Here is a 25,953-nt window from a genome sequence, read left to right on the forward strand (position 1 = left end):
TTACGAATTATACAAATGTATTTGCACATAATTAAAAAGCGATCGTCGCCCTTTTTCCTTTTTCCCTTTATCCTGCTGTTGACACTCCTCCTCGCGCTACCTTGGGTAAGCGCGAAAGAACCGCCCAAGCCCAAACCAGAAGCATGGCAGATTAACGGTATCGTAGCTGCCCTTGATGATGGGCATAACGGAGTAAAGAAACTCGCTTTTGAAAAATTCAATGAATACGATCTAAAAAATTTGAAATTGGTGGTTCACAAACCAGAGGATATTGCACTGAAAGCTGCCAAAATCCTCAAGGATAAAACTGTTGACTCAAATGTTCGTTCCAGTGTAGCAGTGGCATTGGGAAATCTGGGAGAAGTTGCCAAACCCTACGTCAAAGATATCCTCGACTTCCTCAAGGATAAAAACGTTGACTCAAATGTTCGTTACGGTGCAGCAGTGGCATTGGGAAATCTGGGAGAAGTTGCCAAACCCTACGTCAAAGACATCCTCGACTTCCTCACGGATAAAAACGTTGACTCAAATGTTCGTTCCAGTGCAGCAAAGGCATTAGGAAATATGGGGGAGGCTGCCAAACTCTACATCAAAGACATCCTCGACATCCTCAAAGATAAAACTGTTGACTCCGATGTACGCTCCATTGCAGCAGAGGTATTAGGAAATTTGGAGGAGGCTGCCAAACCCTACGTCAAAGACATCCTCGACCTCCTCAAGGATAAAACTGTTAGCTCACTTGTTCGTTACAGTGCAGCAGAGGCATTGGGAAATCTGGGGGAGGCCGCCAAACCCTACGTCAAAGACATCGCTGACATCCTCAAGGATAAAACCGTTAGCTCACTTGTTCGTTCCAGTGCAGCAGAGGTATTGGGAAATCTGGGAGAAGTTGCCAAACCCTACGTCAAAGATATCGCTGACTTCCTCAAGGATAAAAACGTTGACTCAAATGTTCGTTCCAGTGCAGCAGAGGCATTGGGAAATCTGGGGCAGACTGCCAAACCCTATGTCAAAGATATTGCTGACATCCTCAAAGATAAAACCTTTGATTATTCTCTTCGTTACAATGCAGCAGTGGCATTGGGAAATCTGGGGGAAGCTGCCAAACCCTATGTCAAAGACATCCTCAACTTTTTCCTGAATGATACTTCTAATATTAGAATCATCAATGGCACCGATGTTCGTTCCAGTGCAGCAGAGGCCTTGGGAAAACTAGGGGAGGCTGACAAACCCTACGTCAAAAACATCCTCAACCTCTTCAAGGATAAAACTGTTGACTCCTATTTTCGTTACGGTGCAGCGAACGTGTTGGGAAATCTGGGGGAGGCTGCCAAACCCTACGTCAAAGACATCGCTGACATCCTCAAGGATAAAACTGTTGACTCCGAAGTTCGTTACAGTGCAGCTTATGCATTGGGAAATCTGGGGGAGGCTGTCAAACCCTACGTCAAAGATATTGCTGATATCCTTAAGGATAAAACTGTTGACTCAAATGTCCGTTCCGGTGCAGCTTATGCATTGGGAAATCTGGGGGAGGCTGCCAAACCCTACGTCAAAGACATCCTCGACCTCCTCAAGGATAAAACCGTTGACTTCGAAGTTCGTTACAGTGCAGCTTATGCATTGGGAAAGATAGAACAGCTCAACCTGAATAATATCGTTGTAATTATAGATAGCATTTATTACGCAGGTCAATCAGAATTTGAACAGTGGCGGTTTTTAAGCTATTTCCTGGGTGGCGGCACTAATGAAGTCAAAACGCTGCTTACATGGCTGAGTTTTGCTAACACCAAAACGATTCCTCGTCAATTAAGTCACAATCAAGGTGATAAAACTCTCAAAATCTTTGCCCAAGTCTGGGAACCCAGCCAAGGTTTAACACGATTACGCGAAGACTTAGCAAAGCAAATTGCTGTAGTTGCGAGAAAAGTCTCTTGGCAACCACAAGATATTGTTATTTTAGAAACTCACTACAACAACCTCAAAAACGCCGGATACAACGAAGCTGATTCGCTGCAATCAGTAATAGTTAACCTCAAAACTTGGCAGTGGTTGTTCAACGCCAGAACTACTATTTTGATTCATGCTGCCTTTTGGCTAGCCCTCATCTTCGCTTATCCCAAATTTCCCCAAGTTCAAGCCATCTTCTTCTGGAATCCTTGGGTAAGGCGCATTCTCGGTGTCGGCTACGTCGGCTTAATTCTCACCTGGGTTCCCTTTTTCCGCGAAAAGTTATTTGAACCCTTCAAGCCTTCCCTACTAGCCGATGCCGGGTTAGATAGTTTTAACCCCGAAGCTTACTTCCCCAATTCTAAAGTGAAAGTTCCCGGTGTAGATGAACCCGTACCAATTACCCAAGCGCTACCTAACATCAAAGGACAAGTCATCTTGGAAGGTGATTCTGGCTTGGGTAAGTCTATGTATCTGCGCTATTTAGTAAAAACTTCTGGGCGGCTTGTGGTTTATCTACCTGCACATAAGTGTGACAAAGGGGTAATTGAGGCAATTCAAGCCAAGCTACACGGACAAGCACAAGATGCTGATTTTCTCAAGAATTTAATTTACAGTGGTGCATTAGATATTTGCATTGATGGACTCAATGAAGTTACTGCCGACACCAGAGCAAAAATCTGTCAGTTTGCCGAAAGCTATTTCCGGGGTAACATCATCATGACCACCCAACCGCTAGAGTGGACACCACCCTCAACCGCCAAAATATATAAATTGCTCCCCCTTGAGGAACCACAAATTCAGGAATTTCTGATTTCCCGTCAGCCACGATTGCCCAAAAATGCCAAAGTTCAAGGTACTAATTATGAGCAAGCCACTGCTAGTTTTTTAACCAAAGCTCTCACTAATCAGCAATCACCACAAGAATTAAGCGCGATTGAGAAGGTTCTCTCTAATCCAATGGATTTAACTGTGGTAGCGCTGATGCTATCCCAAGGCGAATACCCCGATTTGTTTCACTTGCAACAACATCAATATCAATTGATGGCAAGAGAATATTTGCAAGAGTGGAACCAGGAATTTCCGCTAAAAAAATTCTCCGATGCAGTCTATCAAATGCGGCTGAATGATGAGCAAGCATTACCTGCGGATGAATTTTACCAGGTATTACAGTCATTGTCAGACGATAAATATAAAATGGTTGTCAGCCGTCAGTGGCAAGACGAAAAAGGCGAAGCCAAGAGAGAATGGTACTTCCGCCACGATAAGATTATGGATTTCTTTTTGGTGCAAAACTTTCTCGGCGAGAGTGAGGAAGCTAAAAATCGTCTCCTTGACCACATGGACGACCCCCGTTTTCGTGGTGTCTACTTTTTGCTAGCAACCTTACTCCCGTTAGATGCAGCCAAAGAACTGAAGGAAAAATTAGTTCAATACGCCGCCGATACCAAAGACCATACTGTGAGTGATACCTTCGTGCAATTGTTGCGGCCAAGAGCGTGATATTAATTCGTAATTAAGAAAGAGACTTCTAGGCTGAGGGTCAATTCTTTAGGACTTACGCAAAACTACAGGCTGTAGAGACAATTTATGAATCATGGGATTCCGCCAACGCGAATTAAGGAAACAAGGGGCTTAAGCCCCTTATCTGGAACCCACGGAGGCGGATTTTGTTTGTGTAGACGCGGTTTATAACCGCCTTTTTAACTTGATAGATCGGCGGAAGGATTAATCACGTCCCCAGTTGCGATCGCGCTCATAGCGAAAGTTATTATCACGAATGTTACGAAGGTTATTGTCGCGGTCATATCGGCGATCATTATCGCGGTCATATCGGCGATTATTATCGCGGTCAAAGCGGCGGTTATTATCGCGGTCAAAGCGGCGACCATTATCGCGGTCATAACGGCGACCGTTATCGCGGTCAAAGCGGCGACCGTTATCGCGGTCAAAGCGGTGATCGTTATCGCGGTCATAACGGCGATCGTTGCCACGAATGTTGCGAAGGCCGTTCTGGCGGTCATAATCACCATTTCTGTAGTGACGACTATGACGTTCGTAGTTACCATCATCGTTGCGTTGATAGCCGTAGCTATCTAACTCAATAAGATAAGACGCTGGTGTATTAGCCTCAGCTTTTGGAGAAATAGCCAAAGCTGATGCAGATGCTATCAAGCCAGCCAGCAAAATAGAGGTAAAGCGGTTCATAATGTTAGTCAAAAATTATTGACATTAATTTATGCAAGTCTAGTCTGTTTAGGATGAGCAGATTCCACAAGTCTTTAAATCTATGCTATCAGTCTTGAATAAATCAGAAAGTTTTCTTGGGTGCGGTGATTGAGAAAACTTTTGTTGTCTGTAATACTTTTTGACCTTTCAAATCCCATGAAAAGTTAAAATTAAAATGAGTATTTGAATTGGATGAATCCACCTTTTATCTCCGTCAACGAGAAAATTAGGGTTTCAGCTTACAAGTAGAACGTGATCGCACCCTTACCAAAACACTTGTAGAGACGGCGATTTATCGCGTCTCAAAACCCACGATTTTGTACAAGTGGCGCTTAAAGCGTATTGCCTTATATCTCACTACGCTTGGGTTAAAGGTTATTGGTGTAGATAATTGGTCTTTCAAGACGTGATAAATCGCGTCTCTACATGAGCGATAAATTGCGAAACCTACCAGTTAGCCAATGCTGCAATCCAGGCAAAAAAACGCACACTAATTATAATCAGTGTGCGTCTGCGGTTAGATTTTAGAAATTTTCGAACTTAGCGATCGCATCTTTCATCTTTTCCACTACCTCATCGACAGGGATAACTCCCAAGTCCACGGAGGGGCGGGTACGGATACTCAAGGTGTTGGTTTCCACTTCTTTCGCCCCCACCACAGCCATTACGGGTATTTTTTCTTTCTCTGCATTGCGAATTTGTTTACCCAAGCGATCGCCACTGGTATCAACTTCTGCACGGATGCCCAAGGCTCTCATCTTCGCTACCACATCTTTCGCAAAGTCTAGCTGTGTATCACCCACAGGTAGTAATCTAGCTTGCACAGGCGCTAACCACAAAGGAAAATCACCTGCATATTCTTCAATTAAGATCCCAATTAACCTTTCCAGCGAACCAAAAGGCGCACGGTGAATCATCACTGGACGTTTGCGAACCCCATCTTCAGCGACGTATTCCAACTCAAAGCGTTCAGGCAAATTGTAATCTACCTGCACAGTTCCTAATTGCCACTCCCGATCTAGGGCATCACTAAAGATAAAGTCAAGTTTGGGGCCATAAAAAGCCGCTTCTCCAATCCCTTCAAAGTGTTCCATCCCCAAAGTTTCAACTGCACGGCGAATCGCACCTTCGGCTTTGTCCCAAACTTCATCAGAACCGATGTACTTATCGCTAGCAGGATCGCGGAAACTGAGTCTAGCTTTAAAGTTCTTCAGTTGCAGCTTATTGAACACCGACAAAATCAAATCCACCACACTGAGGAATTCGCTATCTAGCTGTTCTGGAGTAACGAACAGGTGAGAATCATCTACAGTAAAACCGCGCACCCGCGTTAAACCGCCTAATTCGCCTGATTGTTCGTAGCGGTAAACAGTACCAAATTCCGCCAGGCGCATTGGTAGTTCTCGATAAGAGCGTAACTCACTCTTATATATTTGGATATGGAAGGGGCAGTTCATTGGCTTCATAACGAAGCCCTGTTCCTGTGCAGCAGCTTCTTGATCATCTGCCATTAAGGGGAACATATCTTCTTTATATTTCTGCCAATGTCCAGAGGTTTTAAATAAATCTACTCTGGCAATGTGAGGTGTTACTACAGATAAGTAACCCCGTTTTAATTGTTCTTGCTTGAGGAAGTCTTCTAAGGTACTCCGCAACAAAGTACCCTTTGGTGTCCACAAAGGTAAACCCGGCCCTACTAAATCAGAGAATATAAATAATCCCAGTTCTTTCCCAAGTTTCCGATGATCTCGCCGTAGCGCTTCTTCTTTACGCCGCTTATATTCAGCCAGTTGTTCTGGACTTTCCCAAGCGGTGGCGTAGATGCGCTGTAATTGGGCTTTAGTTTCATCCCCACGCCAATAAGCGCCCGCAACACTTTCTAATTCAATTGCTTTCGGGTTTAATTCACTGATATTTTCCAGATGAGGCCCCGCGCACAAATCCCACCATTCATTCCCCAGGTGGTAAATGGTGATTGGTTCCTGTTTGATATCTCCCAGAATTTCTAGCTTATAAGGTTCGTTAATTTCCTGAATCCGGCGTGCGGCTTCTTCGCGGCTGACTTCTTCCCGAATTACTGGCAATTTGCGATTGATAATCTTCGCCATCTCTTTTTTGATGGCTTTGAGATCATTTTCGCTAAATGGTTCTGGACTGTCGAAGTCATAGTAAAAACCGTTTTCTATCCAAGGGCCGATTGTAACTTGCGCCTTGGGAAACAGCTTTTGTACCGCCATTGCCATTACATGGGAAGCAGTGTGACGAATCTTTTTTAAGTTCTCCGATTCGCTGGTACGCGGTAAATAGATTTTTTCAACTTGTTCTGACTGTTGTGATTGATTTGATGAATTTGGCGACATTGGCTGCTGAACCGTTGGCGAAGTGATTACAAAAGGTGATTTATCTGAATCTGTAGGCTTACTCAACTATAGCGACTTTGGTTTTTGCCAGTTCAGCTTTATCTTCCAACTACCGAATTAATTTTCGTCAGGGATAAAGTTGAAGAAGAATTCAGAATCAAGACGCTCGCGGACTCGCTAACGCTACGCTATCAGTGGGGGATTCAGACTCGCCACTGATGAAGACCACTAAATCTTCGATTTAGTCGGGGTCTTAAACCCCTTGATTCAGACGCTCGCAGACTCGCTCTAAGCGAAGCCATGCCGTTGGCGCAGCCTCTCGTAGAGAAGGCTTTACGCTGCGCTATCCGCCAGTCACACAAAATTCATTCTGTTAGCGGAAGCGGGGCGTTTAGCCCATTCTGGCTCCTGACTCCTGAATTCTGTTTCGATAAATTTTTGATCGGGTAGCTGAGTATTAAATTCAGGATTCCAGGCGTAGGCGTAGCCCGTCGTAGACATCGCTAAATTATCTTATGAATTGCAACTCGGTGTCAGCTACTCCCCCATTCGATATATATATATACGGTCTCTCCAAAGGAACTGTACAGACCCATTAGCAAGACTATATAATAAAATCTGTACTATTTGTTACATTTATTTTACATTTACCGAAATTAGTAGATTAGAATAAATAAAAAGAATATTAAGAAACGTAAATAACGTTAATATTAGTAAGAAAGTTGGAAAAATCCTTCTTATTTATGTCAGACTCAAATTTACCAGGGACTGAGTTGCTGAAAACGGTTTTAGAACCACTGCTAGAAGATTTTCAGCATTGGTTTACGCGATCGCGCCATTTACTCGAAACTGAGCAGCTATCATTTATGAGTGACCAAGAACAATCTGATTTGCTCTTACGTGTTAAACAAGCGCAAGAAGAACTAAGTACGGCCAAAATGCTATTTGCTGCTACCGATAAACAAGTCGGAATTGATATGGCAACGTTAATGCCTTGGCATCAATTAGTAACAGAATGCTGGAATGTTGCAATGCGCTTTCGTCAAGAGCGTGAAGTCTAAATAGATGGGAGCATCTGTTAAATTTCCGCAGACTATTTAGCTAATGTCTAACGACAAGATGCTAAACCAGTCATCAAAGAGATAGTACAAAAAGCTTAACAATTTCTTAACATTATTTGGATTAACAAGATAATGTATCCTATGCTACCGTAAGTAAAATAACGGTTGACAAATAGCTTCATATAAATGTAAGCGCACAAAAGTGCGTAAAATAGTCATCTTAACTGTGAGTCACAGTGTCGGCGAAACAAAGCGTTACAAAATAAAGTTTTAAAAATTGTTGTTCTGGAGGAAAATCTAATGTTACACCTGCTTTACATTCTTGCTTTTACAATCCTTGCATTTATGGCTGTTGGCAACTTAATTCGTAACCTGATCATGTTCAGTTTTGATCGCGAGCGAACTTACCCAACGAATTCCTCACCAATAAATAATCAAGGTAAATACGGTTATTATTCATCAAAAAAACAGTTTGTACCTCATCCAGAGTTATTAGATAGTGCGGGTAACTTAATTAAAGAGCCGCTTTTGGTAATGCGTTCGATTAACGTTGAAGATGCGCGTCAACATCTAGATGCACTTTACGAAGCATCCCCAGGACGTAAGAGTGAAAATTCAGAAGAAGCATAAAATTTAGGACTTAGGAGTTTGGGTGTAAATTATGATTGTTTTACATCCTTAACCCTTCTTTAAATAGAAATTTATTACCATCCTTGAATGTAAAGCGCGATCGCATCAATCGGCTGCTAAATTAACATTATCTTTTACACTTGGCAGAGTTCTAACGATTTTTCGGTTACAAGTCTGAATTATGTTTCGATAAAAAAAGGAGCCTGACTCAGACTCCTTAATATAAAGATTGGTAATATAATTGTGACTACTTAATAGTCACTTTACCGCCAGCTTCTTCGATGCGCTTCTTAGCATCTTCAGCAGCATCCTTAGCAATACCTTCTTTAACTGCCTTGGGTGCAGCTTCTACCAAGTCTTTTGCTTCTTTCAGACCCAAACCGGTCAATTCGCGGACAATCTTCAGCACAGCAATCTTCTTATCAGCTGGGACTGAATCGAGAATCACTTCAAACTCAGTTTGCTCAACAGCTTCTTCAGCCGGTGCAGCACCACCAGGGCCAGCCATCATCATCATACCGCCAACAGGTGCAGCAGCACTTACGCCAAAAGCTTCTTCAATTTGCTTGACTAGCTCAGAAGCTTCCAGCAAAGAAAGGGTTTTTAGTTGTTCTAAAATTTGATCGGTTGCAGCAGACATTGATATAACTCCTGTAATTTTGATTATTTATTTGTCATGGGTCATTAGTCTTTAACTATAGACTTTTGACTTTTGACTGATGAACCACAAAGTTTATTCAGCAGCAGGTTCAGTACTGCTATCATTTTCAGTAGCGGTTTGGGCGCTGCTATCTTGTACAGCAGCAGTTTCGGTGCTACCACCACTTTGTTCTTGGTCGGCCACAGCCTTCAAAGCACGAGCCAGTGAGCCAGGAACTTCGTTGATACCCACAGCAATCTTGGTAGCCAAGGCGTTGATAGCCCCAGCAATTTGCGCGATGAGTTGTTCCTTAGATGGCAAGTCTCCTAGTACCTTGACATCAGGTTCTTTGAGTAGACGACCTTCCAGGACACCACCACGAAGTTCTGTCTTCTTGGTAACTTTTTGGAATTCTTGGTATGCCTTAATTGCCGATGAAAAATCATCTTTTACCAGCAAAAAAGCGGAAGAACCATTGAGCAATTCCGACAAAGGCTGCCATTTCTCATCACCTTCAATAGCAATGCCCATCAGGGTGTTCTTCGTCACCTTACAAACAGTGCCACTAGGACGTAGCCGCCGCCGTAAGTCTGTGATTTCCGAAACTGTTAGCCCCTGATAGTCAATTACCAGTGCCAGAGTTGACTCACTCAAAGTTTCTTTGAGGTCAGCTACTATTTCTTTTTTATTTTCTAGTGTTCTACCCATTCCAATCTCACCTCCTTAAAATAATCGGGGAAGTGCCCTACTTGTACGTTTCTTTTAAACCTGAAAACCCAAACAACAAACCCCGGTTAAATTAGCCGGGGTTGAGTATTAAGACTCGTGATGCCATAGTTATCACACTTTTAGGGGTGGTAATTTTGACAATTAGAGTTTTAACCTCGGCAGGATATTTAAGCTATTAGCACCTGCTGTCTCCGGCTTTGCCTATTCGATTTTATGATTAGTCATTTGTCCTTTGTCTTTACAAATGACTAATGACTAAAAATTAACCTACTTCGCTCAGTTTTAAATCTCGTAGGGCAGTGACATCAATTTTAATCGATGGCCCCATTGTGGCTGACACATAAAATGTGCGCCAATAACGACCTTTAGCTCCTGAAGGACGGTTACGGTCAATCGTCTCCTGCAATGCCTTCAGGTTGACTAATAAATCTTCAGGCGAGAAGGTTGTCTTACCAAACATAACATGAACGATACCAGTTCTGTCAGCTCGGAATTCTAATTTACCAGCTTTGAATTCTGCGATCGCACTTGCTATATCAAATGTTACGGTTCCACCTTTGGGCGATGGCATCAAACCACGGGGACCTAGCAACTTACCCAGCTTTGCCACCTGTGGCATCACATCTGGTGTGGCAATCAGCTTGTCAAAATCCATTCTACCTTTCTGGATTTCGTCAATCAGTTCTTCTGACCCGACTATATCAGCCCCAGCGTTGCTGGCTTCGTTTACCTTTTCGCCTCTGGCTATCACTGCCACCCGAACAATTTGTCCTGTGCCTTTAGGCAGTGCTACGGTTGTTCGCAACTGTTGGTCTGTATATTTGGGGTCAATTCCCAACCGGATATGCGCTTCCGCAGCTTCAACGAATTTAGCTGTTGCTGTGTCTTTGAGAAGGGCTAAAGCTTCTAAAGGATGATAATCCTTGTCTTCTACTTTTGCTTGTAGCGTCTGCAAACGACGCGATATTTTTGCCATTTTTTTCTCCTGGGGTAATTCCGAAGCCTCGCCTCTCCCCCGATAATTTTTTATTTGTCCTTTGTCCTTCGTCTTTCACTAATGACTAATGACCAATGACTAATCTTTGACTGTTATACCCATATTCTTAGCCGTTCCTGCCACAATCTTCATTGCCGCGTCAATGTCGTTGGCATTGAGGTCGGGGAGTTTCGTTTGGGCGATTTCTTGCAATTGGGCTTTAGTAATTGACCCAACCTTCTTTTTGTTGGGTTCATTCGAGCCTTTTTCAACTTTTGCCGCCTTCCGAATCAGCACTGATGCTGGTGGCGTTTTGAGTACAAACGTAAAACTCCGGTCTTCAAAAACCGAAATTTCTACAGGTATCACCATTCCAGCTTGGTCTGCTGTTTTGGCGTTGTACTCCTTGCAGAACATCATGATGTTAACGCCATGTTGACCCAAGGCGGGCCCAACTGGCGGTGCTGGGTTGGCTTTTCCAGCATTCAGGGCCAGTTTAATGACCGCCACTACTTTCTTCGCCATTTGTATTTAACTCTGTTTCTCTACCTGATTAAATTCCAATTCTACTGGTGTATCCCTGCCGAAAATTGAGAGCAAGGCTTTAAGTTTACTCCGTTCTGGAGACACTTCAATTACCTCGCCTTCAAAGTCTTTAAATGGACCAGAAAGCACCATTATCTTATCACCAGTAGCCATGTCAATTTTGACAACAGCTTCTTGTTCGCTGGTTTGTTTGAATATGCGTTCAACTTCCGAAGAACTCAGTGGTATCGGGTGGACATGACCGCGACCCTTGCTGCTACCACGTTTTTGTTCTGAACCAACAAAGTTAATTACATGAGAGGTGTTTCGTACCACCTGCCAGGTATCATCATCCATCATCATCCGCACCAGCACATAGCCAGGAAAAACTTTTTCTTCTGTATGCTGGCGACTGCCATCTTTGCGGATTTTCACCGCTGGCGTTTGCGGAATTTCTACCTGGATAATTTTGTCAGCTACATCAAAAGTTTGAATGCGTTGCTCCAAGTTAGTCTTTACACGCTTTTCACAGCCTGAAGCTACTTGTACAGCATACCAGCGTGCTTCTTTTGACGCTGCTTCTGCTGTTTCTCCTGTTTCCTCCGACTGCAACGTGGAGTTGCGAGGTTCGTCTGTTGCAAAAGTCATCAGAACACCTGTTTTGCTGCCCAACCAAACAATCCATCGACCAAGTATATCAAAGATGCGGAGAGTGCCACCATTAACAACACAGCGGCGGATTCGCTCACTATCTGCTTCCGACTGGGCCAAACTACTTTGTCAAGTTCTTCTTTGGTTCCCTGTATGAAGTTGCCTAAGCTAAAACCATTTGTGTTTTCTGGCAATTCTGCTTCACTTTTTTTGGCCACGACCCTTTATCCCCCGGTTTCTTACTCAATTTTGGATTTTGGGTTTTAGATTTACCCTATGCTTTAAGGCAAAGGTACTTAACTTCAGATTCTGGGTTGTGCATTTATTTTGAATTTTTTGTCAACTCCTTCGGGTTCAGCAGTCACTCATGGGGGAAAACCCCTTAGCGAAGCGTTTCGTAGAGAAGACCGGGCTGCTTCACCAAAATCTAAAATTTAAAATCTAAAATTTGTTCTTCCAGTTTTACAGTTTCGACTCTATTTTACTTAATTGAAAGCAAAACAACTGCAAATACAATAAGTTTACCCGAAATTATTATCACTAACTGCTAATATAGCAGTTGCGTAATTATTTCGGGCTTTATTTTTTGCTCTTGAGCGCGCCCTGGAGGACTTGAACCCCCGACATCAGGTTTTGGAGACCTGCGTTCTACCAACTGAACTAAGAGCGCACAAGCTGTTTTTTATTTACTTATTGCGCTGAACTAAATTTTAGCTTAACGCAACACGCGATTTCTATCATACTTCAATTTCGGTGAGAAAACAAGTTAGCGGCAGATGCCGCTTGAGATTTCTCCCATAATGAAAGAAGCACGAATCACAAAGGGCGGTCAAACCGTTGCTTAATCCGGGTTGCCTTACCTACGCGATCGCGGAGATAATACAGTTTAGCACGGCGGACTTTACCGCGACGTAATACCTTGATGCTGTCAATCCGGGGAGAATGCAACAGAAATACGCGCTCAACGCCTACACCTTGAAAAACCTTACGGACTGTAATAGTTTCGTTGATGCCACCATTGCGTTTGGCAATTACTACTCCTTCGTAGGGTTGTACCCGGTATTTTTCGCCTTCTTTAATTTTCACTCCTACTTTTACGGTGTCGCCCACATAAATGTCGGGCAAATTTGATTTTAGCTGTTCCGCTTCAATGGAGCGGATAATCTCTTGAGCGCTCATAGTCTTTCTGTCTGTCTGCTTAAAAAAAACCCACGATCATCAATCATAAATCGATAATCCTATTTCAGTCTACTTCTACTTATTGGAGATTGAGAATTTTACTGAGACAAAACTCGGTAGATCGAAGCTATATTGCAAAATGCCGTACCAAAGGTGTAAATCTATGAAATTTAGTGTCGTCATCAGTACCTATAATCGCTTGAACTTGCTGCAAAGAGCAATTGAGTCGGCTTGGAACCAAACCATTGAGTGTGAGGTGGTTGTTGCCGATGACTGTTCTTCTGATGATACCCAAACATATCTCAAAAGCTTAGGGGACAAGGTTGTCTACCATCGGAATCAAGTGAACCTTGGTCATGCAGCAACGGTAAATGCTGGAGTTGCCAAAGCTAGTGGCGACTGGATTAAGTTTTTAGATGATGACGACTATTTAGCTCCCAACTGCATAGAAGAGATGGCTAAGGCGATCGCACTTCATCCCGATGCTGTAATCTGTTCTTGTGTCGCGGCTCAGGTAGATGGCAATGAAGTTGAACTCAGTCGCACCCCGCAAGTTGGCCCTGGTTTAGCTTTTTATGTCCCCCAAGCCGATATTCATTACGGTATGCTCTTAGAGCTTGTACCCTTTGGTACGCCTGTACAAGTGGCTTGCCGACGTGATGCTTTTCTACAAACTGGTGGTTGGGACTCCACACTTGATGCTAACTGTGATGATATCGATTCGTGGATTAGGATTGCCCAGTTTGGTGATGCTATTTTCTTTAACCAGTGTCTTGCGTACCGAACTATTTGGCCCGGTGCATATAATCAAAAGTTTTCTTTGTCTCGGCGGTTGGCGACAAATATTTTGATGAAAGAAAAAATTTATGCCTTGGTAAATGAGCAACATCGCTCAAAAATTCCCGGCTTTCAAGATATAAAAAATTACCTGAAACTCCATTGGATTTTAGTATCACTGAAGCAAAAAAACCTCAAGAGCTTTTTTTCAATGATAGATCCATCTATATTTTCTCCTAAGTCTTGGAAGTTTTTGCTCACTGCTGCCTCATCACGTCGCTCTCAGGGAAACAATTCTGAAGTTCGTAAACTTGTATTGATTGATTCATAAGGGACTATTATTTGTAAATTTGTAGGGGTACAAAGCCTTGCGCCCCAATACTTTTCAGTTAAGGGGGGAGGAACACGAAAAAGTGAGATCATCGTGAAAAGAGCAGGGGAAACAGGGGGTGTGAAGAGAAAATTTTAGTATTTTTTTACGAGCCTTATAGCCCAATACGCTTGGGTAAAACTTCAAACTCTTTATTAGTTGCAAAAAAATTGTAGTGGGTCATTTGGCACGCTTATAGCCATTTTTGTAAAATAATTTTAAGGGTTCTAATGTGTCGAGTGGTATAAGCACCAGAACCGCCTAATCGATGTTGGTGCGATCGCTAACGAGTACGTTGACGACGAGCAGATCGTTTACCTGCCTAAATAGGCTTCTAGGGATTAGAGCTTCATGTAAAGTTAAAGATGAATATTTTTAAGTATTAGGAGTATTGAGTTTGGATAAATTGTAGTTTAAATGTACTAAAAAAGACTAATGCTATAAAGTTAGTAGAAAACTAGAAAAAGTAGGCTAAAAGTACTATTGTTACGTCATTTTCAACGCTTGAGCAAAAATATCAACGTATCCAAAAGGAGTTAATGGCCGGGGCGATCGCTCTTGGCGGTGTTTTCCTCATTGGCACTTCGTGGTACTCATTAGTGGAGGGCTGGACATGGGAAGATGCGGCTTACATGACAGTCATCACTCTAGCAACTGTGGGATACGGTGAGACTCATCCACTGGGTAGCCGAGGACGATTGTTTACGATTGCCCTGATTTTGTTGGGTGTAGTCAATATTGGTTACATTGTCAACAGATTTACAGAAGCGATCATTCAAGGCTACTTTCAACAAGGAATTCGGCTACAACAACAGAGGCGGTTAATGGAATCCCTAACAGAACATTACATCATCTGTGGATTTAGTCGGACTGGTCGTCAAATTGCCAAGGAATTTCGAGCAGAAGGCGCACCTTTTGTAGTGATTGATTCAGATATGGAATCTGTGCAAAGGGCACAGACAGAAGGTTACACGGCATATCAAGGTGACGCTACATTAGATGACACACTTTTGAAAGTTGGTATTGAACGGGCGATTTGTATTGTTGCAGCCCTGCCTTCCGATGCTGAAAATTTATACATTGTTTTATCAGCCAAAACACTAAATTTAGGAATTCGGGTGATTGCCCGCGCAAGTACAGAAGAAGCTTTGCAGAAGTTACGACGCGGTGGTGCAGATGAGGTGATATCCCCCTATATTACTGGTGGGAAGCGGATGGCTGCTGCGGCACTCAGACCCCAGGTTTTGGACTTTGTAGACGGGATTTTGACAGGTGCAGACCGTCAGTTGTATATGGAAGAATTTTTACTCGACCCGGCTTTTTGTCCCTTTGTCGGTCAAAGTTTGCAAAAGGCGAGATTGCGATCGCAATCAGGGGCATTAGTTCTGGCAATTCGCCGCGCTGATGGGGCTCTCATCGGTGGTCCCACTGGCGATACAGTCTTAATGTCGGGCGATCGGCTGATTGGTATGGGTACAGCAGAACAGTTGCGTAGCCTTAACCAAATTCTCGGCCCGATTAATTCCAAGGAACTGCGGCGACCGAAAAATAGCTGATTTTATTTTTCCTTAATTACTTCTCATACCAAATTCTAAGTAAGCTTTGTATAGTGTAATTGCATACTCTGATTGTCAAGCAATCTAAAGTTTGATGGCAACGATACGAATTCTCCGATAGTCGGCTGTCCAATTACCTTGTTGATACAGTGTCGGCAAAAGATGCTCTTCTACAGTGCGAATTACTTGTATTTTTTGGTCAGCAGACAGTCCTGCTAGAAAAGCATCAGCAAACATTTCAAGCCAGTTCGCCATCCCTGCTTCGCCTTCTGTTAGGGGAGTAGGACGAGCAAACAAGGTGGCATAAGTAACATCAAAGCCTTGTTGTTCTAGTAGGGTAGCGTACTCACCAATACTAGGGAAATACCAAGGATTCAGTGCTTGTGGGAAGATAGCGATCGCCTCTAAAGCACTGTACAAAGCTGTGACGATCGCTTGAACATTTCCCTTACCACCAAATTCTGCGACAAAACGCCCCCCAGGTTTTAACGCTTGATGTATGGAAGCGATCGCCGCATCTGCTTCTTTAATCCAATGTAAAACAGCGTTGGAAAATACAGCATCCAATGGTTTCAATACTTGAAAATCTCTGGCATCAGCAACATTAAAGCGTAGATGGGGATAGTTTTGTCTTGCTGTCTCAATCATCGAGGATGCGCGATCGATTCCAGTCACTTCAGCCCCGGCTTGAGCAATTTTTTCTGTTAGTTGCCCAGTCCCACAGCCAAGATCCAAAATGGATTCTCCTGGCTTGGGATTGAGTACTTTCAGCAAGTTCTCGCCATATTGCCAGACAAAGGCGTGTTTATCCTCATACAGGTCTGTATTCCAATTATTGTCGAGTAATGGAAGATTATTCATAAACTATGAAATTACATTGCAGAGTATTGTTTTGCTAGTCGTCAACCAAGTTCGGTAGATTGGTGACTGCATAATCATCACAATAAAAAATATTATTAATTATGTCCAATATATATTTTGACCTTAACTAATATTTAAAAGATACAAGTTCAGGTAACAGATGGAACTACGACACCTGCGCTACTTTGTCACTTTGGCAGAAGAACTGCACTTTGGACGGGCAGCAGAAAGATTGCACATTGCCCAACCTCCCTTAAGTCAACAAATTCGCCAGCTAGAGAAGGAATTGGGCTTTGAACTGTTTCATCGCACAAAACGAAGCGTGAATTTAACAGAAGCGGGGGTGGTTTTTCTGGATGAAGTCCAACAAATTCTCAGGCAATTGCAGCAGGCAATCCAAGTCGGGCAACAAACTAGTCGCGGTGAACTCGGAGAATTAGCGATCGGCTTTGTCAGTTCTGCCGCGTATAATATCTTGCCAAGCATTTTGCGAACCTTTCGGAATTGTGTTCCTGGTGTGAGTCTAGAGTTGCATGAACTGACTACAGATCAACAGTTAGAGTGGTTACGCACAGGTCGGATAGATGTAGGGTTTGTTCGTCCACCTGTGGAGGAAAATACATTTAGCTGGGAAATAATTTTTCAAGAGTCGCTGATAGTAGCATTACCTGAAGCACATTTGTTAGCAAATCAACCTTATGTGTGTTTGCGATCGCTTGCTAATGAACCCTTTATTTTATTTCCGAGAATATTAGCGCCTGGACTCTACGACTTAATTATTAGTCTCTGCCAGCAAGCAGGTTTTAGTCCCTCTGTAAGTCAACAAGCCATTCAGATGCAAACAATTGTTAGCCTAGTGGCAGCCGAAATAGGTATTGCAATCGTGCCGGCATCTTTACAAAATTTGCAACGAACTGGGGTAGTTTATAAAAATATCGAGCCAGTCAGCCCAAAAGTTGCCATTGCAATGATTTGGCACAGCAGCGAGACATCCCCAACAATACAGAGATTTCTGGAGATTGTAAAACACATAATTTAATTTATTCCTGGCGATTTATTTACCAATCAGTATCCATTGCAAAAATCTGCAAATGGCTGTTAAATCGTCTGATTGCGGCTGTTCTCCCTCAGTAGCTGAAGATAGCCATTTTTGCATACGGATACAAGGTATATAAATTCCAGTACTTGAAATTATGTAAGTTTCGCCAAACTCTTGATAACCAGATGCTTCATAAAAAGGTTTAGCAGTGATTGATGCACAAACAGCTAATGTATTGATGTTTTCGGACAAAGCTTTGCGTTCCATTGCTTTTAGTAACTCTGTACCAATTCCTTGTCGCACATATTGAGGATGGACATAAATTGCACTCACCCAATATTTGGAGTACGCAGAGAAACCAACAATTTTTTCTCCAATTTCAGCAACAAAAACTATATCTTTTGTATCTTTCCCTTCTAAATCATTTAACTGTTTATCGTTCAATAAGCCTTGAATCTGTTCAGGATTATAATCTTGGGAACAAAGTATCTGTATAGCATCTCTTTGGATATCGAAAATCTGATTTCTATCTTGCGGTTGGACTAGGCGAATTTTCACGTGATTAGGCTGAGTTCTATTCATCAGTAGGTTCTAACACATCTTTTGATACATTATGCCTATCTCAACCACTACAGAATATTGGCTTTGCTTTCTACCAAGCTTTTATACACCAATGATTCTAGCCAGATGAATGGAATAGCCTAGACCGTAAAAGTAAGTCTTTTTTAGTACGCCATAATCTCTAAATACCGCAATATCTATTTTTATTTTCCTCATTTCCAGTATATATAAAGGGATGAGGTAGAAATAACTAATGCCCAATGACTAATGACCAATGACTAATAACTAATAATCAATTTCTTTCCACCCATGCATGGATGCTATACCTTTAGTAACCCATTCGATCAGAATTGGGGGAGCTTCTGATATCAAAATGCTAGGATAAACTGCTGTACCCCATTCGGGATGCACTAGTACACGGCATTGATTTTTAATCACTGGATAGTTAAGCAAAGCTTTGACAACTGCTGTGTCATCATGGGGAATTGCTCCAGGATGAGATAGTAAAGGGTAGCCTGTACGAGGGTCGATCAGGTCAGTTAAATAGCCGCGATCGCGCAGATTAAATGCTAAATCACAGCCAAATCGCATAAACTTTTCTCGTAAGCGTTCTTTCTCTGACTCTACTTCTGCCGTCTTTTTGACTAATTGATAACGCGATTGTTGCAAGACAATCACTACTCGTAAAAACGGTTGCCGTTTCCAATCCGGTAATATCCGTTCGCAGTTGGCACAGATATATTGACTGGGAGCATGAATTGAAATTTGAACCGCTTGTCCTGTTTCGCCAACTAAATTAATGGGACAGGCTTGCTCCGAAGTGTAAACTTTGGGATAGTTCACTAAATTGATTCGGCTTATGCAAATTTTTTAATTTAATCTACGGTATAGATGATAGCTCTTAAAAGTTCAGAAAAATCATCATTTTCCTCTCTTATGTTACTTTTTTTAGAAGCATAAGATAATAATTTGAGAATTTTAATCCGAATTTTATCCTTTATTAACCTGTTGTCATAGGATTTGTTGCGATCGCTGTAGGCATTAGCATAAGTGTAGACAAGCGATGCATCTGGCGGGCTACGCCTACGTTCCTGAAATCCGTTCGATTAAAACCCCAAAAAATTAACTCTATCTCACCCAATTAATTGAGTTTTAAAGAATTTACCGGCACTTCATCCCAAGAATCAACTGTCCGCAATTGCGCTACCCAACCTGCTGCCTTTTGCTTCTCGGTCAAATTATTCTGAAAGGAATCATGACACTCTTTAGCTTGAGATTCATTACAAGTGGCAATACAGGCATGAATCATCCCAGACGGATCAATTTGCTCATTTACCCAAATAGTCATGGAATATTTCCTCGAAAAGTGTAGCGAAAAAAGCTATTTGTTATTTTAGAACACTATTAGAGTCAAAAATTGCAGATCAAAATCGGTAATAAATAGTGAACTAATATTAGCGATTACTAATTTACAATTATTCAGTTCCGCTTTATCTGGTAGGCGCATAGGATTTATCGCCTCTTTCGTAGCGACGGCGGTAGAGTAATTCTAACTGTCCACCATATTCTTGAATCCAAGCTATCTGACGCTGATAGAGTCCCCGGAAGGTATTAGCAAATAATAGTGTAAAGATTGCTACTACTAATCCTGATGCTGTGGATACTAAAGCTTCACTAATTCCAGATGTTACACCTGTTGTTTTAGTACCTCCCACATCTCCAATATTTAGAGAGGCAAAGGAGTTAATTAATCCTAAGACAGTGCCGAGAAGTCCCAACAACGGCGCAAGACCAATAATTGTCTCAAAAATATTTTGCGATCGCTTAAGTAAGGGAATTTCGGCTTGTGCTTCACTTTCTAATGCCAAACGAAATTCCTCTGGTGTCGGCTCTTCTAATTCTAAAGCTGCTAAAAAAATTCGAGCAATGGGTAAATCAGCATTTTTCTGCAATTTATCTAAAGCACTAACTACATTATCAAGGCGATAAAGCTGTAGCACCTCTCGCACTACCTTGTTTTGGCGATTATTTATTCTTACCCAAAAGATGATCCGCTCGATAATTAGCGCCACACCTAACAAAGAGAATGCCAGGAGAGGCCACATAACTACGCCACCTGCTGTAAACAGATTACTAATTTCCATTTATTATTTTTTAACTCTTCAACAACGCTAGATTAGCAGATTGTTGTTTTAGGGAATTGGGCATTGGGCATTGGAGAGAATGAAAAACTACCTCTGTCTCTTCTGCTCACTGTTTCTTTATCTCCTCATTCCCTTACTCAATATTCAGAACTCTTTCGGCTATCCTGAGTTTGGCCGATCGCGATCGCGGATTCTTACTAATTTCCTCTTCTTGTGCAATAATTGGTTTTTTTGTCAAGACTTTTAATAAAGGTGAATTTCTTAAACCATGCTTCACCGGGCGGTCTTCCAGACTATGAAAACTGATAATCGCAATTCTGCCGCCAGGGACAAGGGCATTTGGTGCTTTATCCAAAAAGGTTTCTAGGGATTTTAACTCATCGTTGACGACAATTCGCAGAGCTTGAAAAACCCGGGTAGCGGGGTGAATTCTCCCATAACGGTATTTCGGAGGCACTGAAGAAGCGATCGCATCAGCCAATTCTGTAGTCGTATGCAACGGCCGGCGTTCTACAATACGACGAGCAATGCGCCGCGATAATCTCTCTTCACCGTACTTAAAGAAAATATCAGCTAATTCTGCTTCATCCCAATTATTAATCACATCAGCAGCAGTTAGCGATCGCCCTCTATCCATTCGCATATCTAAATTTGCAGCTTGGCGAAAGCTGAAACCCCGTTCTGCTTGGTCTAAATGGTAAGAACTTACCCCCAAATCGGCTAAGATACCATCGAAAGTATTGGGGGGAAACTCATAGTCAGCAAAGTTGCTGTAAATAAATTGTACGCGATCGCCAAACTCTGCCAATTCTTTCCTCGCTGCTGCTAAAGCATCCTCATCTTGGTCAATTGCCGTTAATTTTACATCTGGTGCGGCTGCTAAAATTAAACGGCTGTGACCTCCACCGCCTACCGTCGTATCAAGATAATGGCCTCCGGGAGATACCGCTAGACCTGCAATCACTTCTTGCGGTAAGACTGGTAGATGAGAAAATATTGGTTCTTCAATAGCTAGCTGACGATTCATGAGACTTAAGGCAAAAAACCACAGATGAACTTTAATTATGTATTCTTTTGTTTGTGTCTTTGTGTATTCCTAATTAAAAATAGTTTTTAAACCACTAAGAGGATGTTTTAAAAGTGGTTGGTGTAAACAACTAAAAAAGTTGTACAATTTGCGCGTCTACAAGCACTATTATATCGTTAGCTACTGAGAAGTTTTTAAAAAATAAAGTTCTACAATTTCATCATGCTACCATCCAGAAACAAATAAAAAAGTTGTACAATTTTGCAAATGACTTCCCTGTGAGGATTTGGGAATATTTGCTCCAATATTTAGTGGCGATCACATTCCAAGTACAAAGCTGAATTAATAGCCTGAATTTGCGAGGGATGCGATCGCAGTGCCTATTTACTTCGACAAAACCACGCTTTGACGTACAGCACGCTTGCGCTCGCTTTTCCGAACACCGCCAGCCATCTGATATTCATGGCTATCGTTACCATATTTATAAGCAATACCACGCAAAATCTTTTCAGAATAGTCTGCCAAATCTTGTTCATTTTCAACGATCTGGGTTAGTAAGACATCAATAGTAGAGAGGGTGGTATTGTATGCTTCTAGAGATTTTCGGAGGCTTTCGATTTTTTCAGTATAATCTTTGACTGTTAACTTTTCTCCGACATCGAGAGTTGGACTAATAGATTTAATGCTTGCTAAACGTACTTCAGCTTTGCCAAGAGTACGTGAGTTGCGTTTTGCCCTTGCCATAATTAATACGCATTTTCTAGATTACTGATAACTCTATAGTGGACAATTGTTGAAGAAGTTGTCATACGTGAAATTGTTGATTTTTCTGAAAAAGCCTAAAATTTAAGTACGTTACAACATTTTTTACCAATCAAAACCATATTTATTGTTGAGGCATAGCAGTACTGTGCCTTAAAAGCGTATTTTATTTAAGGGAAAATGCTGTAATACAAGTCTGTTTCTCATAACGTCAAGGCAGAAGCTGCTACAGACTGCGCGTAACACGGATACGTCTTGGCAGAAGTTCTTACAGGGAAGACGGAAGCTGCTACAGGCTGCGCGTAACACGGATACGTTTTGGCGGAAGCTGCTACTCTTAAGACGGAAGCTGCTACAGGCTGCACGAAACACGGATACGTCTTGGCGGAAGCTGCTCCCTTCCCTGCGGGACGCTATGCGAACGACTTCGCTCAGGGAGCGTTCTTGTGTAAGGGAGCGGAAGCGATGCCTGGATTGGGCAGCGCCTACGCGTGTTTTAATCAGTGCATTGTTTGACTTTTAAAAGCGATCGCCTGTTTTAATCAGTACAATCGCAGTAGCAGTAATTGATTTCCTTAAGCAAAACGTTCCCTAAAGAAAATGTTTCCTGAGTGAAGTCGTTCGCGTAGCGTCCCGCAGGGAAGGGAACATTCTAATTGCTCTTAGAACCAATGTCATCGCAGAGGGTGCGATCGTTCACATTCTTCCTAAGTGTTTTTTATCGGTATTCAATACTTGTCGGTTAAGGGGAAAAGGGGAAGGTGGGGTCCCCTCTGGGGATAAGGGGCGGGGGAAAAGGGAAAGAAAAAACCTTTAACCCTTCCCCTTTAACCTTTTCTCCAAACCCAATTCTGAGTTCAAAATCCTTAACCGAGTAGTATTGTATCGGTATTAGATTACTGTTGTATTTGTCTCATAAAAATTCCTGTAGATGCTTGCATATTCACCTACAGGATAAGTTGTATGATTATTTTATTTGTTATACGACTTTTTTATTGTTGTACAACAGCTACTACCTCTATTAATAAACTATTCCACCGTTACTGACTTGGCCAAATTTCTTGGCTGATCGACATCCAAACCGCGACGGGCGGCAATGTGATAAGCCAATAATTGCAAAGGAACTACTGTCAAAATCGGAGAAAGTAATTCTTCTACATGAGAGACGGGAAGAAGATCGTTAAAGATTTCCGCAGCTTCGCCATCGTTGACAGGAGTAACGCCAATTAACCGAGAATCTCTGGCTTTGGCTTCTTGGGCATTAGAAATAACTTTTTCGTACACACTACCAGGAATTGCGATCGCAACTACTGGTACTTTCGCATCTAAAAGTGCGATCGGGCCATGTTTCATCTCTCCAGCTGGATACCCTTCAGCGTGAATATAGCTGATTTCTTTTAATTTCAACGCCCCTTCTAAAGCAATGGGAAAGTTGATTCCTCTTCCTATAAAAATGAAATCTTGGGTTTCGGCAAATTCGTGGGCTAGCTGTTCGGTTAAACGTTCCTGACTTTCCAAAGTTGCTTCAATTTCTTTAGGAATCTGCCGTAACCCGTTAATAATTTGATCTAATGTGTCTTTTGAAACAGTTTGACGACGGGCGGCTAAATCCAATGCCAAAGCATAAAATGCCATCAGTTGAGCAGTAAAAGTTTTTGTCGCCGCTACCCCAATTTCAATTCCTGCTAAGGTACTGATGACATGCGGCACTAGATGACCAAGGCTGCTTTCGGGGCGATTGGTAATGCCCAGTAGTCGCGCTTGATATTTAGGTTCTCTCCCTTGGCGACGTTCTTTTTCCATTGTCAAAGCTGCTAGGGTATCGGCTGTTTCACCTGATTGGGTAACACCGATAATCAACGTGTTAGCGGTCACGGGTGATGGTGCATAGCGATACTCAGAAGCGTAATGTACCTGAGTAGAAATTCCTGCTAATTGTTCGAGTAAATATTTTCCGATTAATGCTGCGTGCCAACTTGTACCGCAGGCAAGGATCTGAATTTGTTCTAAATCGTTGTATAAATCCGCAGGTAAACCAAGATTGATTGGTGATTCGGTAGATTCGGCTGGATTGAAGTAAGCATCTAAACTAGCTCTGACTACCCCTGGTTGCTCATGAATTTCTTTGAGCATGAAGTGTTTGAATCCCTGCTTTTCTACCAATGCAGGATTGAAGTTGAGCAGGCGGGGTTGTTTTTTCAACCTGTCGCCAGCAAAATTGTAAATCTCAACGCCTAAAGGAGTGAGACGAGCAATTTCGCCATTTTCTAAAGGTAGCACCGCACGGGTGTAGGCAACGATCGCAGGCGTGTCAGATGCACAAAAGAATTCCCCTTGCCCAAAACCAATTACCAAAGGCGCTTGTTGGCGAACAACAATCAATTCATCGGGGTAGTCAGCAGAAATAACTGCGATCGCAAATGCCCCGTGTAAGTGGTTAACGGCTTGGCGAACTGCTTCTAAAAAGGGGGATGAGGAAGATGAAGGGGGAATATTCTTTAAAAATTCGGCTATGAGATGGGGAATTACTTCAGTATCAGTTTCAGAAACAAACTGGTGTCCTTTTGCTTTAAGTTCTTCGCGTAAGTCGCGGTAATTTTCGATAATGCCATTTTGTACCACCGCCACTCGCTTTGCCGTATCTAAATGGGGATGGGCGTTGTATTCTTCTGGCTTACCATGAGTTGCCCAACGAGTGTGACCAATACCAATCTGGGCGGGGGCTTCTATTTGTTCTAGTTTAGAGCGTAGGTTATGCAGTTTGCCCTTTGCCCGCACACAATTAACTTCACCTTCCCAAACAGTGGCGATTCCAGCAGAATCGTAGCCCCTGTACTCTAGTTTTTCCAGCCCAGCCAGTAAAATGTCTGTCGCCGCTTGAGTGCCTATATATCCAACAATTCCGCACATTGTTCACACCACTTTTTTTCAGGATGATTAAATCCAGTATAGTGTTTAGCACAAACTCGACGTTTTGCAAAGAAAAAAGGGAGTAATATTACTCCCTCTACCACTAGGTATTGTTATGGATTTTGGGCTTTTAAAGCAGATTCACAGTCAGCTTTTGACCTGACAGTACAAATACGCTTCTAGGATTTAAGTACCCAGAGATTTTTATCCCCAATCTAAAATTAAAATTTCGTAAAGCAGGTAGTGTCCACTCTACGATGCTAAAGGTGCTTGATATTGACACACTTCAAAGTCTTAAGTTCCGAGTTCCGAGTTCTGAGTGAAGAATCAAGAAATTAGCTTTTTTGATTTACTTCTTTTTGTCTCAGCACTCAGCACTCGGCACTAGCTTTTTAGTAAGCCAGACCCATACTGCGAGTTGTTTCAGCGCCCAGGTAAACCCGGATGCTCAAAAAGTCGGTGGGACAAGCGGTTTCGCAGCGCTTACAGCCAACGCAGTCTTCTGTACGGGGTGAAGAGGCAATTTGAGCAGCTTTACAGCCATCCCAAGGAACCATCTCAAGTACATCAGTAGGGCAAGCGCGGACGCATTGGGTGCAGCCAATGCAGGTATCGTAGATTTTTACGGTGTGAGACATTGAAAAAACCGCTCCTTTCGAGTGTTCTTCTCTGCGAAAGAATCATAATCAACGCATAGTTTACCGCAGTGTTTGATAGGCCGTAATCAAAAGGCTACATAACTTCAAACAATGTAATGAGCACGCTTAATAAGTCGTTTTTCCGAGATTGCCCCGATTGCTCTATTTATTAGCAACATCAGATGAGCGTATTTACTCTAGCCCTATACCATAATGGGGTTTAATAGTAAAAATAAATGAAACAAAAGTCAATCTACAAGGCTAAATGCAGAAGTTATCTATGGTAACTATTTAGCAATCCTCATACCGATTCTATATGAAGCTATGATTAATTAACGTAGGAGCAATACATAAATTGCCCCTCCAGCTTCTAGGTTT

25 protein-coding genes, 1 tRNA gene and 1 other annotated feature are annotated in these 25,953 nt (G+C 42.4%); of the genes, 6 read left to right on the top strand and 20 right to left on the bottom strand.

The genetic code is table 11. The features are described 5' to 3' along the window. Window positions 1-15 precede the first annotated feature (15 nt). Entirely contained in the window at window positions 16-3,453 is a 3,438-nt protein-coding gene (locus IQ274_RS20760; protein WP_194143298.1) for a HEAT repeat domain-containing protein, read from the top strand. A gap of 225 nt (window positions 3,454-3,678) precedes the next feature. On the opposite strand, the gene IQ274_RS20765 is transcribed toward IQ274_RS20760, so the two are convergent. From IQ274_RS20765 to IQ274_RS20775, 3 genes are all read right to left on the bottom strand, one after another. Beyond that, window positions 3,679-4,158 (bottom strand): hypothetical protein, encoded by a 480-nt coding sequence (locus tag IQ274_RS20765; RefSeq protein WP_228058277.1) that lies wholly within the window; start codon window positions 4,156-4,158, stop codon window positions 3,679-3,681. 545 nt (window positions 4,159-4,703) lie between these two features. After that, window positions 4,704-6,539 carry a threonine--tRNA ligase gene (thrS, locus tag IQ274_RS20770; protein WP_194143319.1) on the bottom strand — a complete coding sequence of 612 codons (1,836 nt, stop codon included), beginning with the start codon at window positions 6,537-6,539 and terminating at the stop codon, window positions 4,704-4,706. Window positions 6,540-6,893: 354 nt separating this feature from the next. Continuing rightward, window positions 6,894-7,040, bottom strand: a complete 147-nt coding sequence (locus IQ274_RS20775) for a hypothetical protein (protein ID WP_194143299.1) — start codon at window positions 7,038-7,040, stop codon at window positions 6,894-6,896. A 242-nt stretch (window positions 7,041-7,282) separates the two neighbouring features. Between IQ274_RS20775 and IQ274_RS20780 the strand changes: the two genes are divergently transcribed. Together IQ274_RS20780 and IQ274_RS20785 are read left to right on the top strand one after the other, a co-directional pair. Beyond that, on the top strand, window positions 7,283-7,600 hold the full coding sequence (locus tag IQ274_RS20780; protein ID WP_012412097.1) for a DUF2605 domain-containing protein: 318 nt from the start codon (window positions 7,283-7,285) through the stop codon (window positions 7,598-7,600). A 300-nt stretch (window positions 7,601-7,900) separates the two neighbouring features. After that, window positions 7,901-8,230 (top strand): DUF2973 domain-containing protein, encoded by a 330-nt coding sequence (locus IQ274_RS20785; RefSeq protein WP_163932347.1) that lies wholly within the window; start codon window positions 7,901-7,903, stop codon window positions 8,228-8,230. Window positions 8,231-8,477: 247 nt separating this feature from the next. Here the strand turns inward: IQ274_RS20785 and rplL are convergent, their stop codons facing one another. The 8 genes from rplL to rplS all read right to left on the bottom strand — a co-directional run bounded on the left by rplL (window position 8,478) and on the right by rplS (window position 12,930). Next, window positions 8,478-8,870, bottom strand: coding sequence for a 50S ribosomal protein L7/L12 (gene rplL, locus IQ274_RS20790; protein ID WP_012412095.1), 393 nt, complete (start codon window positions 8,868-8,870; stop codon window positions 8,478-8,480). Between the two features lie 93 nt (window positions 8,871-8,963). After that, window positions 8,964-9,578 (bottom strand): 50S ribosomal protein L10, encoded by a 615-nt coding sequence (gene rplJ, locus IQ274_RS20795; RefSeq protein ID WP_194143300.1) that lies wholly within the window; start codon window positions 9,576-9,578, stop codon window positions 8,964-8,966. A 65-nt stretch (window positions 9,579-9,643) separates the two neighbouring features. After that, window positions 9,644-9,812, bottom strand: a sequence feature (ribosomal protein L10 leader region). A 49-nt stretch (window positions 9,813-9,861) separates the two neighbouring features. After that, window positions 9,862-10,575, bottom strand: coding sequence for a 50S ribosomal protein L1 (gene rplA, locus IQ274_RS20800; RefSeq protein ID WP_012412093.1), 714 nt, complete (start codon window positions 10,573-10,575; stop codon window positions 9,862-9,864). Between the two features lie 99 nt (window positions 10,576-10,674). Then, window positions 10,675-11,100 carry a 50S ribosomal protein L11 gene (rplK, locus tag IQ274_RS20805; protein ID WP_012412092.1) on the bottom strand — a complete coding sequence of 142 codons (426 nt, stop codon included), beginning with the start codon at window positions 11,098-11,100 and terminating at the stop codon, window positions 10,675-10,677. A 6-nt stretch (window positions 11,101-11,106) separates the two neighbouring features. Beyond that, window positions 11,107-11,748 (bottom strand): transcription termination/antitermination protein NusG, encoded by a 642-nt coding sequence (gene nusG, locus IQ274_RS20810; protein WP_012412091.1) that lies wholly within the window; start codon window positions 11,746-11,748, stop codon window positions 11,107-11,109. Further along, the gene (gene secE / locus IQ274_RS20815; RefSeq protein ID WP_012412090.1) at window positions 11,748-11,969 is read right to left on the bottom strand and encodes a preprotein translocase subunit SecE; all 222 of its coding nucleotides are present in this window, start codon (window positions 11,967-11,969) and stop codon (window positions 11,748-11,750) included. The genes nusG and secE overlap by 1 nt, the downstream gene beginning before the upstream one ends. A gap of 379 nt (window positions 11,970-12,348) precedes the next feature. Further along, window positions 12,349-12,421: transfer RNA gene (locus IQ274_RS20820), tRNA-Trp, on the bottom strand. A gap of 146 nt (window positions 12,422-12,567) precedes the next feature. Continuing rightward, window positions 12,568-12,930: a 50S ribosomal protein L19 gene (rplS, locus tag IQ274_RS20825; protein WP_012412089.1), complete on the bottom strand. Its 363-nt coding sequence runs from the start codon at window positions 12,928-12,930 to the stop codon at window positions 12,568-12,570. 163 nt (window positions 12,931-13,093) lie between these two features. On the opposite strand from rplS, the gene IQ274_RS20830 reads away from it, so the two are divergent. Together IQ274_RS20830 and IQ274_RS20835 are read left to right on the top strand one after the other, a co-directional pair. Further along, window positions 13,094-14,038 (top strand): glycosyltransferase family 2 protein, encoded by a 945-nt coding sequence (locus IQ274_RS20830; RefSeq protein WP_163932357.1) that lies wholly within the window; start codon window positions 13,094-13,096, stop codon window positions 14,036-14,038. A gap of 578 nt (window positions 14,039-14,616) precedes the next feature. Then, on the top strand, window positions 14,617-15,633 hold the full coding sequence (locus IQ274_RS20835; protein WP_163932359.1) for a potassium channel family protein: 1,017 nt from the start codon (window positions 14,617-14,619) through the stop codon (window positions 15,631-15,633). 84 nt (window positions 15,634-15,717) lie between these two features. Here the strand turns inward: IQ274_RS20835 and IQ274_RS20840 are convergent, their stop codons facing one another. After that, entirely contained in the window at window positions 15,718-16,494 is a 777-nt protein-coding gene (locus tag IQ274_RS20840) for a class I SAM-dependent methyltransferase (protein WP_194143301.1), read from the bottom strand. A 160-nt stretch (window positions 16,495-16,654) separates the two neighbouring features. Here IQ274_RS20840 and IQ274_RS20845 point away from each other — a divergent pair, with 160 nt between their 5' ends. Further along, window positions 16,655-17,533: a LysR family transcriptional regulator gene (locus tag IQ274_RS20845; RefSeq protein ID WP_194143302.1), complete on the top strand. Its 879-nt coding sequence runs from the start codon at window positions 16,655-16,657 to the stop codon at window positions 17,531-17,533. A 15-nt stretch (window positions 17,534-17,548) separates the two neighbouring features. Here the strand turns inward: IQ274_RS20845 and IQ274_RS20850 are convergent, their stop codons facing one another. From IQ274_RS20850 to psaC, 8 genes are all read right to left on the bottom strand, one after another. Beyond that, window positions 17,549-18,115 carry a GNAT family N-acetyltransferase gene (locus IQ274_RS20850; protein ID WP_194143303.1) on the bottom strand — a complete coding sequence of 189 codons (567 nt, stop codon included), beginning with the start codon at window positions 18,113-18,115 and terminating at the stop codon, window positions 17,549-17,551. A 264-nt stretch (window positions 18,116-18,379) separates the two neighbouring features. Further along, on the bottom strand, window positions 18,380-18,937 hold the full coding sequence (locus IQ274_RS20855; RefSeq protein WP_194143304.1) for a methylmalonic aciduria and homocystinuria type D protein: 558 nt from the start codon (window positions 18,935-18,937) through the stop codon (window positions 18,380-18,382). Between the two features lie 298 nt (window positions 18,938-19,235). Beyond that, complete coding sequence (locus IQ274_RS20860) at window positions 19,236-19,442, bottom strand: glycogen debranching protein (RefSeq protein WP_114081438.1); 207 nt, start codon at window positions 19,440-19,442, stop codon at window positions 19,236-19,238. Window positions 19,443-19,584: 142 nt separating this feature from the next. Continuing rightward, window positions 19,585-20,238, bottom strand: a complete 654-nt coding sequence (locus IQ274_RS20865) for a MotA/TolQ/ExbB proton channel family protein (RefSeq protein ID WP_163932372.1) — start codon at window positions 20,236-20,238, stop codon at window positions 19,585-19,587. A gap of 133 nt (window positions 20,239-20,371) precedes the next feature. Next, a complete protein-coding gene (rsmH, locus tag IQ274_RS20870) occupies window positions 20,372-21,265 on the bottom strand; it encodes a 16S rRNA (cytosine(1402)-N(4))-methyltransferase RsmH (RefSeq protein ID WP_163932375.1) in 894 nt (297 codons plus the stop codon). 384 nt (window positions 21,266-21,649) lie between these two features. Further along, window positions 21,650-22,009, bottom strand: a complete 360-nt coding sequence (locus IQ274_RS20875) for a hypothetical protein (protein ID WP_163932378.1) — start codon at window positions 22,007-22,009, stop codon at window positions 21,650-21,652. Window positions 22,010-23,056: 1,047 nt separating this feature from the next. After that, window positions 23,057-24,937 carry a glutamine--fructose-6-phosphate transaminase (isomerizing) gene (gene glmS, locus IQ274_RS20880; RefSeq protein WP_163928236.1) on the bottom strand — a complete coding sequence of 627 codons (1,881 nt, stop codon included), beginning with the start codon at window positions 24,935-24,937 and terminating at the stop codon, window positions 23,057-23,059. A 392-nt stretch (window positions 24,938-25,329) separates the two neighbouring features. Then, the gene (gene psaC / locus IQ274_RS20885) at window positions 25,330-25,575 is read right to left on the bottom strand and encodes a photosystem I iron-sulfur center protein PsaC (protein ID WP_012411495.1); all 246 of its coding nucleotides are present in this window, start codon (window positions 25,573-25,575) and stop codon (window positions 25,330-25,332) included. Window positions 25,576-25,953 lie beyond the last annotated feature (378 nt).

The sequence above is a fragment of the Nostoc sp. LEGE 12447 genome, assembly GCF_015206985.1.
Lineage (GTDB): Bacteria > Cyanobacteriota > Cyanobacteriia > Cyanobacteriales > Nostocaceae > Nostoc.

Excerpts from the sequence above, each read along its gene's own strand:
- IQ274_RS20760 (WP_194143298.1), top strand. The coding sequence starts at position 16 with ATGTATTTGCACATAATTAAAAAGCGATCGTCGCCCTTTTTCCTTTTT.
- IQ274_RS20865 (WP_163932372.1), bottom strand. The coding sequence starts at position 20,238 with ATGGAAATTAGTAATCTGTTTACAGCAGGTGGCGTAGTTATGTGGCCT.
- glmS (WP_163928236.1), bottom strand. The coding sequence starts at position 24,937 with ATGTGCGGAATTGTTGGATATATAGGCACTCAAGCGGCGACAGACATT.
- psaC (WP_012411495.1), bottom strand. The coding sequence starts at position 25,575 with ATGTCTCACACCGTAAAAATCTACGATACCTGCATTGGCTGCACCCAA.
- IQ274_RS20785 (WP_163932347.1), top strand. The coding sequence starts at position 7,901 with ATGTTACACCTGCTTTACATTCTTGCTTTTACAATCCTTGCATTTATG.
- IQ274_RS20850 (WP_194143303.1), bottom strand. The coding sequence starts at position 18,115 with ATGAATAGAACTCAGCCTAATCACGTGAAAATTCGCCTAGTCCAACCG.
- rplK (WP_012412092.1), bottom strand. The coding sequence starts at position 11,100 with ATGGCGAAGAAAGTAGTGGCGGTCATTAAACTGGCCCTGAATGCTGGA.
- IQ274_RS20875 (WP_163932378.1), bottom strand. The coding sequence starts at position 22,009 with ATGGCAAGGGCAAAACGCAACTCACGTACTCTTGGCAAAGCTGAAGTA.
- nusG (WP_012412091.1), bottom strand. The coding sequence starts at position 11,748 with ATGACTTTTGCAACAGACGAACCTCGCAACTCCACGTTGCAGTCGGAG.
- rsmH (WP_163932375.1), bottom strand. The coding sequence starts at position 21,265 with ATGAATCGTCAGCTAGCTATTGAAGAACCAATATTTTCTCATCTACCA.
- thrS (WP_194143319.1), bottom strand. The coding sequence starts at position 6,539 with ATGTCGCCAAATTCATCAAATCAATCACAACAGTCAGAACAAGTTGAA.
- IQ274_RS20835 (WP_163932359.1), top strand. The coding sequence starts at position 14,617 with ATGGCCGGGGCGATCGCTCTTGGCGGTGTTTTCCTCATTGGCACTTCG.
- rplA (WP_012412093.1), bottom strand. The coding sequence starts at position 10,575 with ATGGCAAAAATATCGCGTCGTTTGCAGACGCTACAAGCAAAAGTAGAA.
- rplS (WP_012412089.1), bottom strand. The coding sequence starts at position 12,930 with ATGAGCGCTCAAGAGATTATCCGCTCCATTGAAGCGGAACAGCTAAAA.
- IQ274_RS20860 (WP_114081438.1), bottom strand. The coding sequence starts at position 19,442 with ATGACTATTTGGGTAAATGAGCAAATTGATCCGTCTGGGATGATTCAT.
- IQ274_RS20775 (WP_194143299.1), bottom strand. The coding sequence starts at position 7,040 with ATGTCTACGACGGGCTACGCCTACGCCTGGAATCCTGAATTTAATACT.
- IQ274_RS20830 (WP_163932357.1), top strand. The coding sequence starts at position 13,094 with ATGAAATTTAGTGTCGTCATCAGTACCTATAATCGCTTGAACTTGCTG.
- rplJ (WP_194143300.1), bottom strand. The coding sequence starts at position 9,578 with ATGGGTAGAACACTAGAAAATAAAAAAGAAATAGTAGCTGACCTCAAA.
- IQ274_RS20780 (WP_012412097.1), top strand. The coding sequence starts at position 7,283 with ATGTCAGACTCAAATTTACCAGGGACTGAGTTGCTGAAAACGGTTTTA.
- IQ274_RS20845 (WP_194143302.1), top strand. The coding sequence starts at position 16,655 with ATGGAACTACGACACCTGCGCTACTTTGTCACTTTGGCAGAAGAACTG.
- IQ274_RS20840 (WP_194143301.1), bottom strand. The coding sequence starts at position 16,494 with ATGAATAATCTTCCATTACTCGACAATAATTGGAATACAGACCTGTAT.
- rplL (WP_012412095.1), bottom strand. The coding sequence starts at position 8,870 with ATGTCTGCTGCAACCGATCAAATTTTAGAACAACTAAAAACCCTTTCT.
- IQ274_RS20765 (WP_228058277.1), bottom strand. The coding sequence starts at position 4,158 with ATGAACCGCTTTACCTCTATTTTGCTGGCTGGCTTGATAGCATCTGCA.